Source organism: Halanaerobium sp. DL-01 (assembly GCF_003338615.1).
GTDB lineage: Bacteria > Bacillota > Halanaerobiia > Halanaerobiales > Halanaerobiaceae > QPJE01.
Map to the genome: position 1 here is coordinate 1 of NZ_QPJN01000018.1, position 16439 is coordinate 16439.

12 protein-coding genes and 1 tRNA gene are annotated in these 16439 nt (G+C 34.3%); 11 read left to right on the forward strand and 2 right to left on the reverse strand.

The features are described 5' to 3' along the window. Positions 1-121 precede the first annotated feature (121 nt). The 6 genes from DER71_RS07360 (at position 122) to DER71_RS07385 (ending at position 8072) form a co-directional block, all read left to right on the forward strand. Positions 122-913, forward strand: coding sequence for an ABC transporter ATP-binding protein (locus DER71_RS07360; RefSeq protein WP_114457621.1), 792 nt, complete (start codon positions 122-124; stop codon positions 911-913). An 80-nt stretch (positions 914-993) separates the two neighbouring features. Next, entirely contained in the window at positions 994-1803 is an 810-nt protein-coding gene (locus DER71_RS07365; protein ID WP_114457695.1) for a pyruvate, water dikinase regulatory protein, read from the forward strand. Between the two features lie 14 nt (positions 1804-1817). Further along, the gene (gene ppdK / locus DER71_RS07370) at positions 1818-4442 is read left to right on the forward strand and encodes a pyruvate, phosphate dikinase (protein ID WP_369834906.1); all 2625 of its coding nucleotides are present in this window, start codon (positions 1818-1820) and stop codon (positions 4440-4442) included. Between the two features lie 174 nt (positions 4443-4616). After that, entirely contained in the window at positions 4617-6152 is a 1536-nt protein-coding gene (guaA, locus tag DER71_RS07375) for a glutamine-hydrolyzing GMP synthase (RefSeq protein ID WP_114457619.1), read from the forward strand. A 23-nt stretch (positions 6153-6175) separates the two neighbouring features. Next, on the forward strand, positions 6176-6466 hold the full coding sequence (locus DER71_RS07380) for a YerC/YecD family TrpR-related protein (RefSeq protein WP_114457618.1): 291 nt from the start codon (positions 6176-6178) through the stop codon (positions 6464-6466). 214 nt (positions 6467-6680) lie between these two features. Then, on the forward strand, positions 6681-8072 hold the full coding sequence (locus DER71_RS07385) for an NAD(P)/FAD-dependent oxidoreductase (RefSeq protein ID WP_114457617.1): 1392 nt from the start codon (positions 6681-6683) through the stop codon (positions 8070-8072). Positions 8073-8177: 105 nt separating this feature from the next. Here the strand turns inward: DER71_RS07385 and DER71_RS07390 are convergent. Both DER71_RS07390 and DER71_RS07395 read right to left on the reverse strand, forming a co-directional pair. Next, positions 8178-8254 (reverse strand) — tRNA-Pro (locus tag DER71_RS07390). A 143-nt stretch (positions 8255-8397) separates the two neighbouring features. Further along, positions 8398-9606, reverse strand: coding sequence for a DHHA1 domain-containing protein (locus tag DER71_RS07395; RefSeq protein WP_114457616.1), 1209 nt, complete (start codon positions 9604-9606; stop codon positions 8398-8400). 236 nt (positions 9607-9842) lie between these two features. Here DER71_RS07395 and DER71_RS07400 point away from each other — a divergent pair, with 236 nt between their 5' ends. The 5 genes from DER71_RS07400 to DER71_RS07420 all read left to right on the forward strand — a co-directional run bounded on the left by DER71_RS07400 (position 9843) and on the right by DER71_RS07420 (position 16433). Then, the gene (locus tag DER71_RS07400) at positions 9843-10304 is read left to right on the forward strand and encodes a peroxiredoxin (RefSeq protein WP_114457615.1); all 462 of its coding nucleotides are present in this window, start codon (positions 9843-9845) and stop codon (positions 10302-10304) included. A 654-nt stretch (positions 10305-10958) separates the two neighbouring features. Continuing rightward, the gene (locus DER71_RS07405; protein WP_114457614.1) at positions 10959-11438 is read left to right on the forward strand and encodes a DUF456 domain-containing protein; all 480 of its coding nucleotides are present in this window, start codon (positions 10959-10961) and stop codon (positions 11436-11438) included. Positions 11439-11448: 10 nt separating this feature from the next. Then, positions 11449-13440: a UvrD-helicase domain-containing protein gene (locus DER71_RS07410; protein ID WP_114457613.1), complete on the forward strand. Its 1992-nt coding sequence runs from the start codon at positions 11449-11451 to the stop codon at positions 13438-13440. Continuing rightward, positions 13430-15640 carry an ATP-dependent helicase gene (locus DER71_RS07415; RefSeq protein ID WP_114457612.1) on the forward strand — a complete coding sequence of 737 codons (2211 nt, stop codon included), beginning with the start codon at positions 13430-13432 and terminating at the stop codon, positions 15638-15640. Before DER71_RS07410 ends, DER71_RS07415 begins: the two co-directional genes overlap by 11 nt. Next, positions 15633-16433 carry a PD-(D/E)XK nuclease family protein gene (locus DER71_RS07420; RefSeq protein WP_114457611.1) on the forward strand — a complete coding sequence of 267 codons (801 nt, stop codon included), beginning with the start codon at positions 15633-15635 and terminating at the stop codon, positions 16431-16433. Before DER71_RS07415 ends, DER71_RS07420 begins: the two co-directional genes overlap by 8 nt. Positions 16434-16439 lie beyond the last annotated feature (6 nt).

Here is a 16439-nt window from a genome sequence, read left to right on the forward strand (position 1 = left end):
TTTCTTCCTTCATTTCGTTAAGATTCATTGACTAAAAATTTCAATATTCCTGCATCTCCCCTTTTTGCAGCAGTATATAAAAAATGGGGAAAGTCCAGTAAATAAAATAGAGGGTGTCATTATGGAAAAAATGCTGCTTAAAATAGAAAATATTTATTATGATTATAAAGAAAACAATGATTTACTGCCTGTGCTGGCTGAAATAAATATATCTGTTAAAAGAGGAGAATTTATCTGTATAATAGGACCGAGCGGCTGTGGAAAAAGTACCCTCTTTAATATATTAGTTGGTTTAGAAAAACCTGATAAAGGAAGAATATTTCTGAAAGGTGAAGATATAACTGGAACCCGGGGACATATTGCTTATATGCCGCAGAGAGATCTTCTGTTTCCCTGGAGAACTGTAATGGAAAATGTGCTGCTCGGAGTTGAAATAAAAAAAGAAAATCTTCAAAAAGCTTATCAGGAAGCAGAAAAATTAATTCCCCTCTTTGGCCTGAAAGGATTTGAAAATCATTATCCTGATCAACTTTCTGGAGGTATGCGTCAGCGGGCGGCTCTTTTGAGGACAGTGCTAACACATAATGATATTCTAGCCCTGGATGAGCCTTTTGGAGCTCTGGATGCACTGACAAGAACTACCATGCAGGAATGGATTTTATCAATTCAGGAAAAATTGGATAAGACTATTTTATTTATTACTCATGATATTGAAGAAGCAATTCTTTTGGCAGATAGAATTATTATTTTAAACGGGCGTCCAGGGCGAATAACTGACAAATTAAAGATTGACCTTCAACCTCCCCGCTGCAGAACCGATAAAGTATTTGTCGATTACCGAGAAAAACTGCTGGAACGTTTGTCTGCAGAAGATGATTTTAATAAAAATACGGAAACTTCTCGAAGAGAGTAAAACATTGAGTTTTTTCCTTTAAAATGGTATAATAATTAATGATAAAGTTAAAAATAAATATGCTGAGGTTTGGTGATATCATGATAAACAATTATCAGATTTATATAATATCTGATTCAATAGGAGATACAGCAGAACAGGTTGCAAGAGCTGCAGCCGAACAATTTAGAGACATTGATTATGAAATAAAAAAATACCCCTATGTAGAAAGCAGAGAATCAATAGATGATATTATTGTTGAAGTTAAAAATAGTAAATCTATTGTAATATTCACTATGGTAAATGACGATATTTATGAATATTTAATAAAGGTTTGTTCTGAAGAAGATATACCATATATTGATATCATGACTCCTGCTTTAAAAGTTTTTAGTGAATTTCTCAACAGTGACCCGATTCGCCAGCCTGGACTGATTAGAGAACTGGATGAAAATTATTTCAAACGAGTTGAAGCAGTAGAATTTGCAGTAAAATATGATGATGGTAAAGATCCAAGAGGGATATTAAAGGCAGATATTGTTTTAATCGGTGTTTCCCGTTCCTCAAAAACACCACTCAGCATGTATCTTGCTCACAAAAACTATAAAGTAGTAAATATTCCCCTGGTTAAAGATGCAAAAGTTCCTGAGCAAATATTTCAAATTCCCAAGAAAAAAATTGTTGGTTTAACGATAGACCCAGTTGATTTAATTGAAATACGCAAAGAACGGATAAAGGTTTTAGGACTGGACAACAGTGTAGATTATGTTTCACTGGAAAAAATAATGGAAGAATTAAATTATGCAGAAAACGTAATGAAGAGAATTGGATGTCCAGTTATTGATATGACTACAAAAGCTGTGGAAGAAGCAGCAAGTATTATTATTGATATTGTCAATGACTTGAATTAATTAAAGGAGGGGTTTTGTTGAAAAAGTATATCTATTCTTTTGAAGAAGGCAAAAAGGAAATGAAGTCATTATTAGGTGGTAAAGGTGCAAATCTGGCGGAGATGACCAATATAGGATTACCTGTACCCCCAGGTTTTACAATAACCACTGAGGCCTGTATAAGATATCTTGAAATGGATGAAACTCTGGAGGAAAGTATAAAAGAAGGTATCTTTGAACACATGAAAGAACTTGAAGAAAAGATCGGTAAGAATTTTGGTGATCTAGAAGACCCCTTACTGGTATCCGTTAGATCCGGTGCCGTAATTTCTATGCCCGGTATGATGGATACAGTGCTCAACCTCGGCCTTAATGATAAGAGTGTTGAAGCACTGGCAGAAAGAACAAATAATCCGAGATTTGCTTATGACAGCTACAGAAGATTGATTCAGATGTTTGGTAATGTTGTGCTGGGAATACCGGGTTATCAGTTTGATAATTTTCTGGAAAAGAAAAAAGAGAAGAATGGATATGACAATGATACTGAACTGACAGTAGAAGATTTAAAAGATATAATTGATGATTATAAGAAATTAATTAAAAAGAAAACTAACATAGAGTTTCCACAGGACCCAAATGAACAGCTCTTAATGGCAGTAAAAGCTGTTTTTAGTTCCTGGAATAATTCTCGTGCAATATCATATAGAAACATTAATGATATTCCACACGATTTAGGAACAGCTGTTAATATTCAGGCAATGGTTTTTGGTAATATTGGAGAAAACTCTGGAACCGGAGTTGCATTTACCAGAAATCCTGCTACAGGGGAAAATAAAGTATTTGGAGAATTTTTGCTTAATGCTCAGGGAGAAGATGTTGTTGCTGGTATAAGGACTCCAAAAGACATTAGTGAGTTAAAAGAACTGATGCCTGAAGTATATGAAGAATTTATGGATGTTACTGAGACATTAGAACAGCATTATAAGGATATGCAGGATATAGAGTTTACTATTCAGGAAGGTAATTTATTCCTCCTGCAGACAAGAACAGGAAAACGTACTGCAGATGCTGCAGTTAACATAGCCGTAGATATGGAAGAAGAAGGCTTGATTGATAAAGAGACAGCTATAATGAGGATAGATCCTGAAGATATTAGCCAGCTTTTACATCCTAACTTTAAAGATGAAGAACTAGAAAAAGCTGATATACTTGCAAAAGGACTGGCAGCTTCACCTGGAGCAGCAACAGGTAAAGTATATTTTACTTCTGAAGAAGCAGCAGAAGCAGCAGAAGATGGAGAAAAAGTAATTTTAGTACGTAAGGAGACTTCACCTGAAGATATAGAAGGAATGGTTAAGGCTGAGGGTATTCTTACATCACGTGGTGGAATGACCTCACACGCAGCTGTTGTAGCTCGTGGAATGGGCAAATGCTGTGTAGCTGGTGCCGGTGAAATAAAGGTAGATGAAGCAAATAAGCAGTTTACTGTTGATGATAGAGTCTTTAAAGAAGGAGATTTTGTTTCTCTTAACGGAACTACTGGAGAGGTTTACGCTGGAATCGTGGAAACAACCGATGCATTTTTAACAGAAAACTTTAAGATACTGATGGAATGGTCAGATGAATACAGAAAACTTGGTGTCTGGACAAATGCTGATACTCCACATGATGCTGAAGTAGCTTTAGATTTTGGAGCAGAAGGTATAGGCCTCTGTCGGACAGAGCATATGTTCTTTGACAGTGAAAGAATTATGGCTGTAAGAGAAATGATTGTTTCCAGCAGTAAAAGTAAGAGAATGAAAGCACTGGATAAATTATTCCCGTATCAAAAAGAAGATTTTAAAGGTATATTTAAAGTAATGAAAGATTTAAATGTTACTATCCGTCTGCTGGATCCACCTCTACATGAATTTTTGCCCAACACTGAGAAAGATATAAAAGCTCTGGCAAAAGAATTAAGTATTACTGCAGATGAGCTGAAGAGAACAGTAGAAGATCTAAAAGAAATGAATCCAATGCTCGGTCACAGAGGATGTCGTTTGGGTATAACTTATCCAGAAATTTATGAAATGCAGGTTAGAGCAATTATATCTGCTGCTGTAGAAGTTAAACAGGAAGAAGGATATGATGTTAAACCTGATATTATGATCCCACTTATTGGTACTGAAAAAGAGCTGGTTATTTTAAGAAAAATGGCAGTAGAGATTGCTGAAGAGCTAATCTCTGAAGCAGGAGTTGATATAAATTACTCAGTTGGTACAATGATAGAAGTGCCGCGAGCTGCCCTGCTTGCTGATAAAATAGCAAAACATGCAGATTTCTTCTCCTTTGGAACTAATGATCTTACTCAAATGACGTTTGGATTTTCTCGTGATGATGCTGGTAAATTTATAGGTGAATATGTAGATGAAGAGATATTACCCAAAGATCCTTTTTCTGTTCTTGATCAGGAAGGTGTAGGTAAGTTAATGGAAATGGCTGTTAAGATGGGAAGAAAAAGCAATAAGGATCTTAAAGTAGGTATCTGTGGAGAACATGGTGGTGAGCCAGCTTCTATAGATTTCTGCCATAGAACAGGTCTAAATTATGTTTCCTGTTCACCTTATAGAGTTCCTATTGCCCGACTTGCAGCTGCTCAATCAGCTATAGATAATGAGTAATTTTTGAGAATAAAAAAAGATTAATTTTAAAAACTCTTCAGGTGAAGGAGAGATTCCTTGATTCCTTATCTGAAGAGTTTTTTCTTGACAATTAACTATAATTGACTGTATACTTTAAAAAATACTTTAGTTAAAAAAAGCAGGAAAGTAAAAAGAGTTGGAAAGGAGATTTGAATGGAATACAATAAAATACTTATTCTCGATTTTGGCGGGCAGTACAGTCAGCTTATTGCACGTCGAGTGAGAGAATTTAATGTTTATTCTGTAATTAAACCACATGATATTGCTTTAGATGAAATAAAAGAAATAAATCCAGATGGAATAATTTTTTCTGGAGGTCCGGATAGTGTTACATCAGAAGGTGCACCTGGTGTAAACAGCGCTGTATTTGAGCTGGGAATTCCTATTTTGGGAATCTGTTATGGTATGCAGCTTATGGCTCAGCTGCTTGAAGGGGGAGTTGTAGAAAAGGCCGAACATGGTGAATATGGAAAAGCTGAATTAGAAATTTTTACTAATAAAAGTCTTTTTGATGGGCTGGATAATAAAAAACAGGTCTGGATGAGCCATGGAGACCACGTACAGAAAGTACCCGAAGGTTTTGAAATTATTGGCAGAACAGATCTGACTCCAGTAGCAGCAATGTCAGATAATGAGAGAGATTTTTATGGTGTTCAGTTTCATCCAGAAGTACTACATACTGTACAGGGAAAAACTATTCTTCATAATTTTCTTTTTAAAATTTGTAAGGTTAGAGCCAGCTGGAATATGGCGGATTATATAAATGAAGAAGTGGATAGAATTCAGAATCAGGTTGGAACAGGCAGAGTAATTTGCGGTCTTTCTGGTGGGGTAGATTCTGCTGTAGCTTCTGCAATCGTGCATAAAGCTATTGGGGATCAGTTGACCTGTATTTTTGTTGATCATGGACTGCTGCGTAAAGGGGAAGCAGAACAGGTGAGGAGAACTTTTGGTGAAGAGTTTAATATACCATTAGTATATGTGGATGCACGAGAGAGATTTTTAAACCGACTCATCGGTGTAAGTGATCCAGAAACAAAAAGAAAAATTATTGGAAACGAATTTATCCGTGTATTTGAAGAAGAAGCATCTAAACTTGAAGATGTGAAATACCTTGTTCAGGGAACAATTTATTCTGATGTTATAGAAAGTGGTACAGATAAGGCTGCTACAATAAAAAGCCACCATAATGTTGGGGGACTGCCTGAAGATATGGAATTTGATCTGGTAGAACCACTGCGCTTTTTGTTTAAGGATGAGGTAAGGAAAATTGGTGAGGTAGTTGGACTTCCGGAAGAAATCGTCTGGAGGCAGCCATTTCCAGGCCCGGGACTTGCTATCAGAATAATTGGAGAAATAGATGAAGCAAAATTAAAAATCCTAAGAGATGCAGATGCTGTAATACAGGAAGAAATTAAAGAAGCAGGTTTATATAAAGAAATATGGCAGTCCTTTGCTGTTCTTCCGGATTTGCGGAGTGTTGGTGTTATGGGGGATGAGAGAACCTATGGCTATCCAGTGATTCTTAGAGCTGTGACAAGTGATGATGCTATGACAGCTGACTGGGCGAAATTACCTTATGATTTACTGCAGTCTATATCAGTTAAAATAGTAAATCAGGTAAAAGAAGTAAATCGGGTTGTATATGATATTACTTCTAAACCCCCTGGAACTATCGAATGGGAGTAAATAAAAGAAAAGGGGTGTAGTACTTGTCTAAAGAGATTAGAGATAGATTTACAGAACAGTTATTTAAAGCTGTATTAAAGCTGGAAAATGTAGATGAATGTTATCGTTTTTTTTGTGATATTGCTACAATTGGTGAAATAAAAGCTTTGGGACAGCGGCTAGAGGTAGCTCGAATGTTAAAAAACGGGTATACCTATGACCATATTGTTGAGGAGACAGGAGTAAGTACTGCAACAATAAGTCGGGTAAAACGTTCTTTAGAATATGGAGAAGATGGATATAATTTAATTTTAAATCGACTTGAAAGTGAATAAATTATGCTCCCTGCAGATGTGTTTCAGCATATCAGTCTGCAGGGAATTTTTAATTTTAAATAAATAAGATCTGCTTCTGCTGTTTACACAAATTGAGGCAAATATATATGCTTTAAAATAGAATTATAAAAAATAAAGGATTTGTATTAATAATATAGAATATTATTGATGGACTATGGTAAAGAATAGTTAAAATCTGGAGGGTATTAATCGTATGAACAGCCAAAAATATGATGTAATAATTATTGGTGCTGGTCCAACAGGAATATTTACTGCAATTGAATTTGTAAAAAAAGAAAAAAATATTGATATTCTAATTTTAGAAAAAGGTACAGATCTTGAACACAGAGTTTGTCCAATGAAAGAAAATCCTGGCACTGGATGTGTCAATTGTCCCAGCTGCGCAGTCGTTTCAGGCTGGGGAGGAGCTGGAGCTTTTAGTGATGGAAAACTGTCCCTTTCACCAAGAATTGGCGGTAATCTAGAAAAATATATTGGAGAAAAATCATTAATTGAACATATAGAATATGCTGATGATATTTATATGGAATTTGGTGCACCAGAAAGAGTTTTTGGAGTTAAAGGAGATAAATTAGATGAAATAAAGAAAAAGGCTATTAAATCAAGCCTTAAATTTATACCGGCTAAACTGCGTCATCTTGGAACAGGTTACAGTAAAGTAGTACTGCAGAATATGCAGGACTATCTTGCCAGTAAAGGAGTAGAAATTAGATTTGGAGAAAATGTTAAAAAAATTATTACAGAAAAAAATGAAATAAAAGGAGTGAAAACTGCATCCGGAAAAGTAATTTATGCAGATTTTGTTGTTGTAGGAGCTGGGAGAGAAAATGCAGAATGGCTGAGCAGTGAAGCGAAAAAAATGGGCATAAATACGGCTATAAATCCAGTTGACATAGGTGTGCGGGTTGAATGTCCTGCTGTCATAACAGAATATCTAACCGATAATATTTATGAATCAAAATTAATATATCAGACACCTACTTTTGATGATAAAGTGAGGACTTTCTGTATGTCTCCTTATGGAGAAGTAGTCAGTGAAAATAATCAGGGGCTTATTACAGTTAACGGACACAGTCATTCTGATATAAAAACTGAAAATACAAATTTTGCTCTGCTTGTTAGTAAAACATTTACTGAACCATTTCATGAACCTATTACATATGGTAAAGATATAGCAAAGCTTGCAAATCTGCTGGCAGGAGGTGTTCTGGTTCAGAGACTGGGGGACCTGCTGCAGGGCCGGAGATCTACCAGTACACGGCTGGCCAGGAGTATAGTTGATCCCACTCTTAAAGGCGCTACTCCAGGGGATCTGTCACTTGTTCTGCCGCACAGACATTTAACCGGAATTATGGAAATGCTTGAAGCTCTGGATAACCTTGCTCCAGGTCTTTATTCCCGAGATACTCTTCTTTATGGTGTTGAAGTGAAATTTTATTCTTCCAGACTTGAAGTAGATCAAAATCTGGAAACAAAAATTAAAAATTTTTATACCGGTGGTGATGGAGCAGGCATTACAAGAGGTTTAATGCAGGCATCTGTATCTGGTATTGTTATTGCAGATTCAATTATAAAAAAATTATAAGCACTATTATAACCACTATAAGTATAAAAAAATATTTTTAGCAGAATAAATACTAAAAACCGACCTGATCAGGTCGGTTTTGTTCTTAAAGTATATAAAATGAAATGGTCTGGCTGCGGGGATTTGAACCCCGGACCTCTTCGTCCCGAACGAAGCGCGCTACCAAGCTGCGCCACAGCCAGTTAATTATCAACAAAAAATATTATAGCACAATAAAGTTAATAAGTAAAGTTCCAGCAGTGATAAATTTTTAAATTGCAATTTTATTAAAAAATGGTAAAAATGAATTTCTGCTAAATTTAATTGTGATTTAGGGGGAGGTTCATTAAGATATCTTTTCTAAGATGCTGTTTTTAACTTCTGCAAAGGCTGTTTTAACTTTAGATGCATCACCACCACCCCCCTGTGCAGTAAGGCTGCTGCCTCCACCTCCTCCACCAGTTATTTCCAGTGCCTGATTCAGTATCTGCTGCATATTAAGGCTGTTAATATTTTTGGAGCGGCTAAAAATAAATCTGCATATTCCATTTATATTAAGAGAAGAGATAAATACAACATCTTTGTTTTTAGTTAGCTCTGAAGCTAAGTATGAGAGTTCATTTTGTGTAATGATTTTTTGGTCGGAAAATATTTTAGAAATAAATTTAATTCCTGCATAATCCTCACTTTCACTGAGCAGTTTTTCTGCTAAAAATTTAAGAAGTCTATTTTTAATAAATTTTTTTTCCTTCTGCAGATTTTTATTTTCTGTCAGCAATTTATTTACTCGTTTAGTAATTTGTTCTTCAGGTACAGATAAAATTTCAACTGTTTTTTGAAGAATTTTTTCTTTTTTAGCATAATTTTTTAAAGCTCTTATACCACAGGAAAAATGTATTCTCAATCCATTTTTATAGTTTTCAAATTCATTGATCTTTATAATTCCTACTTCTGCTGTAGTTTCTGGATGTGTCCCTCCACAGGGAGAAAAATCATAATTACCCACTGCTATAATTCTAATGTTATCTGAAACAGAGGGTTTTTTTCTCAGAGGCATATTTTTTAATTCTTCTTCTCCTGGATAAATTTTTTTTACATCCAGATTACTGTAAATTATATCATTTGCTATTTTTTCTGTTTTTTCAATCTGTGCAGGATTGAGAACTTTATCTATATCAATTGTTAGATTGTTTTCACTGAGGTGAAAGCCAACGGTTCTGGCAGAAAAATTTTTGTATAGGACAGCAGATAAAAGGTGCTGACCTAAATGCTGCTGCATCATTTCCAGGCGAAATTTTTTGTTAATTACACCTTTAATTAAATTTGTATCAGGCATTTTTGTTATTACATGAAATATTTTGTCTTTTTCAGTATAAATTTCTTTTACCTCAATATCATTTATAGTGCCTTTATCTGCGGGTTGTCCACCACCTCCAGGATAAAATGCTGTTTGATCAAGTAAAAGATGAAAAAAATTATCTTTTTCTTTAATATCCAGTATTTTTGCCTGAAATTCAGTAAGATATGGATTTTGATAATAAAGTTTTTTTGTCATTTTATTTGCTCCTATTTTAAACCTATTTTTATATACTGCTTCAACAGTAGGTCTATCCAGATTTAATGTATATTATAAAAGGAGTTCAACATTTTTGCAACTCTAAAAATAATAATATCTGCATTTTTGTAAAATATTAACTTGCTATTAATAAAAAATTGAAGTAAACTATAGTTAATTACTAAAGATAATTTTTTAGATTTGACGTAACGTAATTTAAAACAGGAGGAGATAGTATGAAATTGAATGTAGGAGACAAAATTCCAGAATTTAAGTTAAATGATCAAAATGGTGAGGAAGTAAGTCTATCTGATTTTAAAGGAACTAATGTTCTTCTTTCTTTTCATCCACTGGCCTGGACAGGTGTCTGCACCAAGCAGATGAAGGCACTTGAGAAAAATTATGATAAGTTTGCAGAAAATAATACAGCTGCAGTTGGTTTAAGTGTTGATCCTGTTCCATCTAAAAAAGCCTGGGCTGGAGATATGGGACTTGAAAAACTAAAGATACTGTCAGATTTCTGGCCGCATGGTGGGTTTGCTGATCAGCTGGGAATATTTATTGAAGAAAAAGGAATTTCAGGTCGGGTAAATATTTTGGTAGATGACAGTGGTGAGATTCTCTGGTTTAAGGTTTATGATATACCTGAACTTCCTGATATTGAGGAAGTTATAGCTGCAGTTGAAGACAATAGTTAAAGATAATTCTTTGTAGTACAAATACGAATATTGAAATATAATAATATAGTTTTTAAAGATAATACTGATCTTATGGATACTTCCAAAGTGGACAGCCTAATTAATTAGGCTGTCTATTTGGAGGTATTTTTTTTAAAAGAGAATATCTTCCAAATTTAATTTTAATTTCTGGGTAATAAGGTCACTTAAGAATAAACATGTATAAATTTCATTTATTACGAATTTTTTTATAACTTTAAAAATAATTTAGGGAGAACTCCTTATGTAATTAAGGAGTTTCCCCAAAATTTATTTTCAAGCTGCAAAAAGGGGGCTTTAGTCATCAACGAAATTTTTAGATTTATCTAAAACTCAATTCGGGTGTGAAATAGGGCACACTAATCAATGAGTCCTCCTGACTCATGATTAGCTCACTCCATCCTGCAGTTCAACCCTGTTTCTTCCTTCATTTCGTTAAGATTCATTGACTAAAAATTTCAATATTCCTGCATCTCCCCTTTTTGCAGCAGTATATAAAAAATGGGGAAAGTCTATTTATGTAATTAGCTTGACAGTCCATTTACAAGGGGTTAAAATTAACTTAAATGAAAAGAAATTAATATAAAGTGACTTTATTTAATGTCACTAATCATATTATACGAGGGGAAATAAATATTGGAATTATTTATAATTTTTTTAACTGCTGTACTGCTTATTTTTAATATTATAGGAGTTTTTATTCCGGCACTTCCAGATTCATTGTTTTTCTGGATTGCTATACTTCTTTATAGATTTGTAATGTCTGGAACCTTATATTCCCCTTATTTTTGGACTGCTTCTATACTGCTGACACTGCTGATATTTTCTGCCGATTATCTGGCAAATATTTATTTTATCAAAAAAAGGGGTGGCGGCAGAGATACAATGCTTGCAGCAGCTGTGGGGCTGGTGGTTGGGATAATTTTTCTGGGACCAGTTGGTATTGCTGTAGCTCCTTTTTTGTTTATCTTTGCTTTAGAGTACTGGAAAAGCAGAGATAGAGAAAACTCTTTTAAACTGGCTTTGAGTGCTATTATGGGATTTTTTGCAGGAACTGCAGCAAGATTTTTCCTGCAGATTATTTTAATTATTTGGTTTATTATTGAGATAACTTAAGGTGGTTAAAATGCACACAATTTATAGAGGGTCAGGTGGTAGTGGAAAAACTACTGAATTATTAAAAAAATATCACAGTATAGCTAAAAATAATGGTACAGAAGATATACTTGTTTTTCTCAGCAGTGCTCAGAATGTAAGAAATTTTAGAGAAAACATTAACTTAATGACTGCTGGAAATCTAAATATATACACTTATTTTGGTTTTGTTAACTCAGAAATAAAAAAACACTGGCCGCTGCTTGAGGAAAACATTAAGGATGACAGATCAGTTATTGAACCAACTTTTATGACTATAGAAACTTCTCATTTTTTGATGAGTAATTATGTAGAAAAATTTCGCAGCAAAAAAAATTTTTTTAAAAACATAAAAGCTAAATCAGTTCAGATAGCTGTTCAGCTAATTGATAATCTAAACCTGGCTGCATTTAATCTTCTGTCATTAGATGACTTGAAAAACAGACTGATTTATTCTACTAATGGTGATATGGAGAAGAAAAAATATATTGAAGAATCTTTAGAGATTATGGAAATTTTTCGGGCTTTTTGCATAAAATATAGGCTGCTGGATTATTCACTATCAGTAAGCCTGTTTAATAATAATATGCTTAAAAATAAAGATTACTATAGTTTTTTAGAAAAAAATTATAAACACATTTTAGTTGATGATCTGGAAAAAATGGTTCCATCAGGACAGAAGTTTATAAAAAAAATAATCGACATGGGTACAGATGGATATCTTACATATAATGAGCATGGAGGATTCAATAGGTTTTTTGGGGGTAATCCCCAGCTTTCTAAAAAGTTATTTTTAGAAGATGCAGAAAGTATTATTGATTTAGAAAACAATTTTACTTCGCCAGCTGAAAGTGATAATTTAGAACAGGAAATAAAATCAGTAATAGAAATGGGGAAGAAAAAGTTTGTTGAATCACCTCTGTTTAAAGGTGAAATAGATAGTGAACTTAGAGGTGATATGCTTATAAAGCTGGGCAGAAAAATTATTTTTTTAATTGAACAGGGTGTTAAAGCTGAAGATATCGCTGTAATTTCTCCCCAGATAGATAAGGTTCTTCTGTTTAGTTTAAACCATATTTTAGAAAAACATGGCTATAAATTAAATAATTTAAATAAATCGAAAAAACTTGTAGATATACCATTTGCCCGAGCTTTAGTTATACTATATCTTTTTTATAAAAATAGAACAGAAATGATAGGCATATCGGCTCTGCAGCAGACATTTTCTCTGCTCCTGGAATTGGATCCTGTGAGGAGTTCACTGCTGGCAGAAGAAATAGCAGCTGCCGGCATGAGGCTGATAGATCTTGATGATAAAAACATTAGAGAAAAAATTGGTTTTGCAGGCAGTGAAAGATATGATTACTTAAAAAAATGGCTGAAGGAAAAAGAAAATGAAGAACTGGAAATAGAGCATTTTTTCCAGGCGGTATTCAGCCAGCTTTTATCTCCCCTCAATCCATCACGAGAGGATATTTTTGCCTGCAAACAGATGATTGAATCTGTGGCTAGATTTAGAGAAGCAGTCAGCAACTTTCATATGCAGAATGATGACCTCAGCGGCAGATATATTGATATGATTTATGAGGGTACACTTGCAGCCGACACCCTTTTTCTGGAAGAGGAAAAAAAAGAGAGAATCATTCTTTCAACTCCCTATAAATTTCTTTTTTCACCAGAAACCGATGGGGTAGAATATATGTTTTTAATTGATATTTCTAGTGAAAACTGGTTGAGAAGTATTGCAAAAGAGCTGGTTAATCCTTATATATTTACCGATCAGTGGAAAATTAAAAAAGAATGGAATGACAAAATTGATCAAAATATAAGGAGGAGGCAGTTGAGTGATTTTTTAATAAATTTAGTCAATAAAGTCAATAATGGAATTATATTTACTGATAGTTTTTTAAACAGCATGGGATGGGAACAGGATGGCCCATTATATAAATGGATTATGGTTAGGAGAGAAAATAATGAAGTTTAAACCCAGACCAGAACAGAAGAAGATTTTGAACTACAGCGGTGGTATGCTGGCAATTCCGGCGGTACCTGGGGCAGGAAAGACTACAGTACTTGCCTATCTGGCGGCAAAATTGATTGACGAGAAAATTAATGGAAATCAAAAAGTATTAATTGTTACTTATATGAATTCTGCCGCAGCAAATTTTCGTAAAAAAATTGGAGATTTTTTGGCAGATAGAGGTCGCCCTCGCAGCAGAGGATATACTGTTAAAACTCTTCATTCCCTGGCCTTAGGAATTATTAAAGAAAAACCCGAAGCAAGGCTAATCAATAAGGAATTTGAGCTGGTAGATGGTGGACAGAGATATTCACTTATCAGAAGAATATCCGGTATATGGGCAGGGAAAAATCGCGACCGCCTGATGGATTTTTTTGATTTAGATCAAAATTATTATAGATTTAACGAATATGCTGATAAATGGAGACAGAATGATTTTCCTGATTTTGTTTCTACAATGATTTCTTATTTTAAATTAAACTTAATTTCCAGTAGAAAGCTAAAACAAATTACAGATCAAATAGATAACAAAAAATTTAAACTTTTAAGCTGGCTGGCAGAAATATATGAAGAATATTCAGATAGACTGGCTGCAGATGGACTGCTTGATTTTGATGACCTTGTTCAGCACAGCCTGAAGCTGCTGAAAGAAGACAGCGACTTCTGTCAGAGAATGGCAGAAGATTATAAATATATTTTCGAAGATGAAGCACAGGATTCCAATAGAGCACAGGAAGAGATGCTTTACCTGCTGGCAGGCAGTGAAAAAAATTTTGTGAGAGTGGGAGATAGCAATCAGGCTATTACAGGTACCTTTACCATGTCAGATCCAGAGATTTTTAGATCATTCTGTAGTAAGGATGATGTTTCTGTACAGAAATTAACAATGTCCGGCAGAAGCAGCAGAGACATTATAGATCTGGCTAATTATCTTGTCCGCTGGAGTACAGAAGAATTTTCAGATAAAGGGTTTTCTCCGTTAGAAGAAAGATATATAAGACCTGTGCCAGAAGATGACCCGATGCCCAATCCAGTACCAGACAGCTATAAAATAGGATCAAGATTATTTAAGACCTGGGAGATGGAGGCTAAATTTTTGGCACGCAATTCTGTCCGCATGGCAGAAAAAAATGACGGCAAAACTGTGGCAGTACTTATGCCGGCCGGATATCAGCTGGAAAAGATAGGAGCCGAGATAAATTCAATGGGGTTTGAATATCAAATTACAGGCAGCAGCAGTGGGGATAATTATTTTAATGAAATAGAAGTAATACTTAATTTTTTGACCTACCCTCATCAAAAAGATAAATTAAAGATGTTATTTAGGGAAATTTTTTATAAAGAGGAAGAGGAAAAATATTTATTCAGCAAAAATATAATTGATAGTAATGATGTCAGAAGTTTGATCTATCCTGATGCAGGTTTGAGCTGCAATAATTTTTCAGGAGAAATAAGAAGAAATAAATTTTTTAATGAGTTTTATAAAAATTTAAATAGAATACAGGGATGGCTGGAAGCAGCATCAGAAATCCCCCCTGATGAACTCCTTCTGTTTATTGCTGAAAGAATAAAACTGGAAGGGAAAAAACTTGCTGTAGTTCAAAATTTAGCACTTCAGTTCAGCCGCCTTTTAAATCAGCATCCTGCCTGGCGGCTTGATCAGCTGCTGGGAGAAATGCCTTCTTTAAAAGATAGATTAAAGCACTTTATAGTAACTTTAAATGATCTGGATGGTTTTGAACCTGCAGCTGACAAAGTCACCCTTTCAACAATTCACAAAGCAAAAGGTATGGAGTGGGACACTGTATTTTTAGGTGCATTGACTTCAGACCAGTTTCAGCATACTGAAGAAGACTATTTTCGCAGTGAAAAATTTTACCTCAGTGAAGAAATTAAAAACCCAGAAGCAGCAGCAAAGGCACAGCTGGAGGAAATACTGAAAGATAAATTCGCAAAAAATCCTGAAGTAAAGGCCAGGCAGGAAATAATTGCGGAAAGAATCAGGCTCATATATGTTGGTATAAGCAGAGCTAAAGAAAATCTTTATTTATCAGCTCATCAGAAGCAGGGTAAAAAATGGGAAAAAGAAGCAGCTGCAGCATTTAATATTCTGGATCAATTTATTGATAATGCGGAAAAAAACTGGAGGAATAAAAATGTCTGATAATAAACTGCATGATTTGTATTTTAGTCAGTCTGCTCTGGATATCTTTCAAAAATGCAGGAAGAGATTTCAGTATAGATATATTGATGGTCTTTACTGGCCTGCTGAATGGGGAATAGATGCAGAGACAGAAAAAGAGCTGGAAAAAGGGAGGAAATTTCATCTGCTGGCTGAAAGGTATTATTTAGGTGGCAGTATACAGCATCAGATTGTTGAGGATCCAGAATTAAATGTATGGTTAAAAAGATTAAAGCGTTTTCTGCCTTATTCTCAATATATTATTTCGGCTGAACAGGAACTTCGCTATCGTCAAAAACAATTTAAATTTTTGGCAAAATATGATCTCCTTTATTACAATAAAGGTAAAAAGCTGATAGAACTATATGACTGGAAAACAGATAAAAAAAGCCTGCTGAAAAAAGAACTGGAAAATTCTACTCAGAGTAGATTTTATCTTTATCTGTTTAAAAAAGTAGGTCAGAAATATTATTCAGATAAATTTGATATTCAGAACAATCCGGATTTAATATTCTGGAATCCGCGTTTTCCTGAAGAAAAAAAAATTGTTAATTATAGTGATAAAAATTTCTTTAATGACAGCATTTATTTTGAAGAACTGGTTGAAAAAATTTTAATGGAAGATGAGTTTCCAATGACCGATAACCTCAATATTTGCCGCTACTGTGAGTACAGACCTATCTGCCGCAGTAAACAAACTGAAGAAAAAGAGATTTTTGAAGAAGATTTAGATATGGATTTAAATTGGGAGGAGATAGAAGAATTAGAATTTTAGTTTTGA

Excerpts from the sequence above, each read along its gene's own strand:
- DER71_RS07360 (WP_114457621.1), top strand. The coding sequence starts at position 122 with ATGGAAAAAATGCTGCTTAAAATAGAAAATATTTATTATGATTATAAA.
- DER71_RS07365 (WP_114457695.1), top strand. The coding sequence starts at position 994 with ATGATAAACAATTATCAGATTTATATAATATCTGATTCAATAGGAGAT.
- guaA (WP_114457619.1), top strand. The coding sequence starts at position 4,617 with ATGGAATACAATAAAATACTTATTCTCGATTTTGGCGGGCAGTACAGT.
- DER71_RS07385 (WP_114457617.1), top strand. The coding sequence starts at position 6,681 with ATGAACAGCCAAAAATATGATGTAATAATTATTGGTGCTGGTCCAACA.
- DER71_RS07395 (WP_114457616.1), bottom strand. The coding sequence starts at position 9,606 with ATGACAAAAAAACTTTATTATCAAAATCCATATCTTACTGAATTTCAG.
- DER71_RS07400 (WP_114457615.1), top strand. The coding sequence starts at position 9,843 with ATGAAATTGAATGTAGGAGACAAAATTCCAGAATTTAAGTTAAATGAT.
- DER71_RS07410 (WP_114457613.1), top strand. The coding sequence starts at position 11,449 with ATGCACACAATTTATAGAGGGTCAGGTGGTAGTGGAAAAACTACTGAA.
- DER71_RS07415 (WP_114457612.1), top strand. The coding sequence starts at position 13,430 with ATGAAGTTTAAACCCAGACCAGAACAGAAGAAGATTTTGAACTACAGC.
- DER71_RS07420 (WP_114457611.1), top strand. The coding sequence starts at position 15,633 with ATGTCTGATAATAAACTGCATGATTTGTATTTTAGTCAGTCTGCTCTG.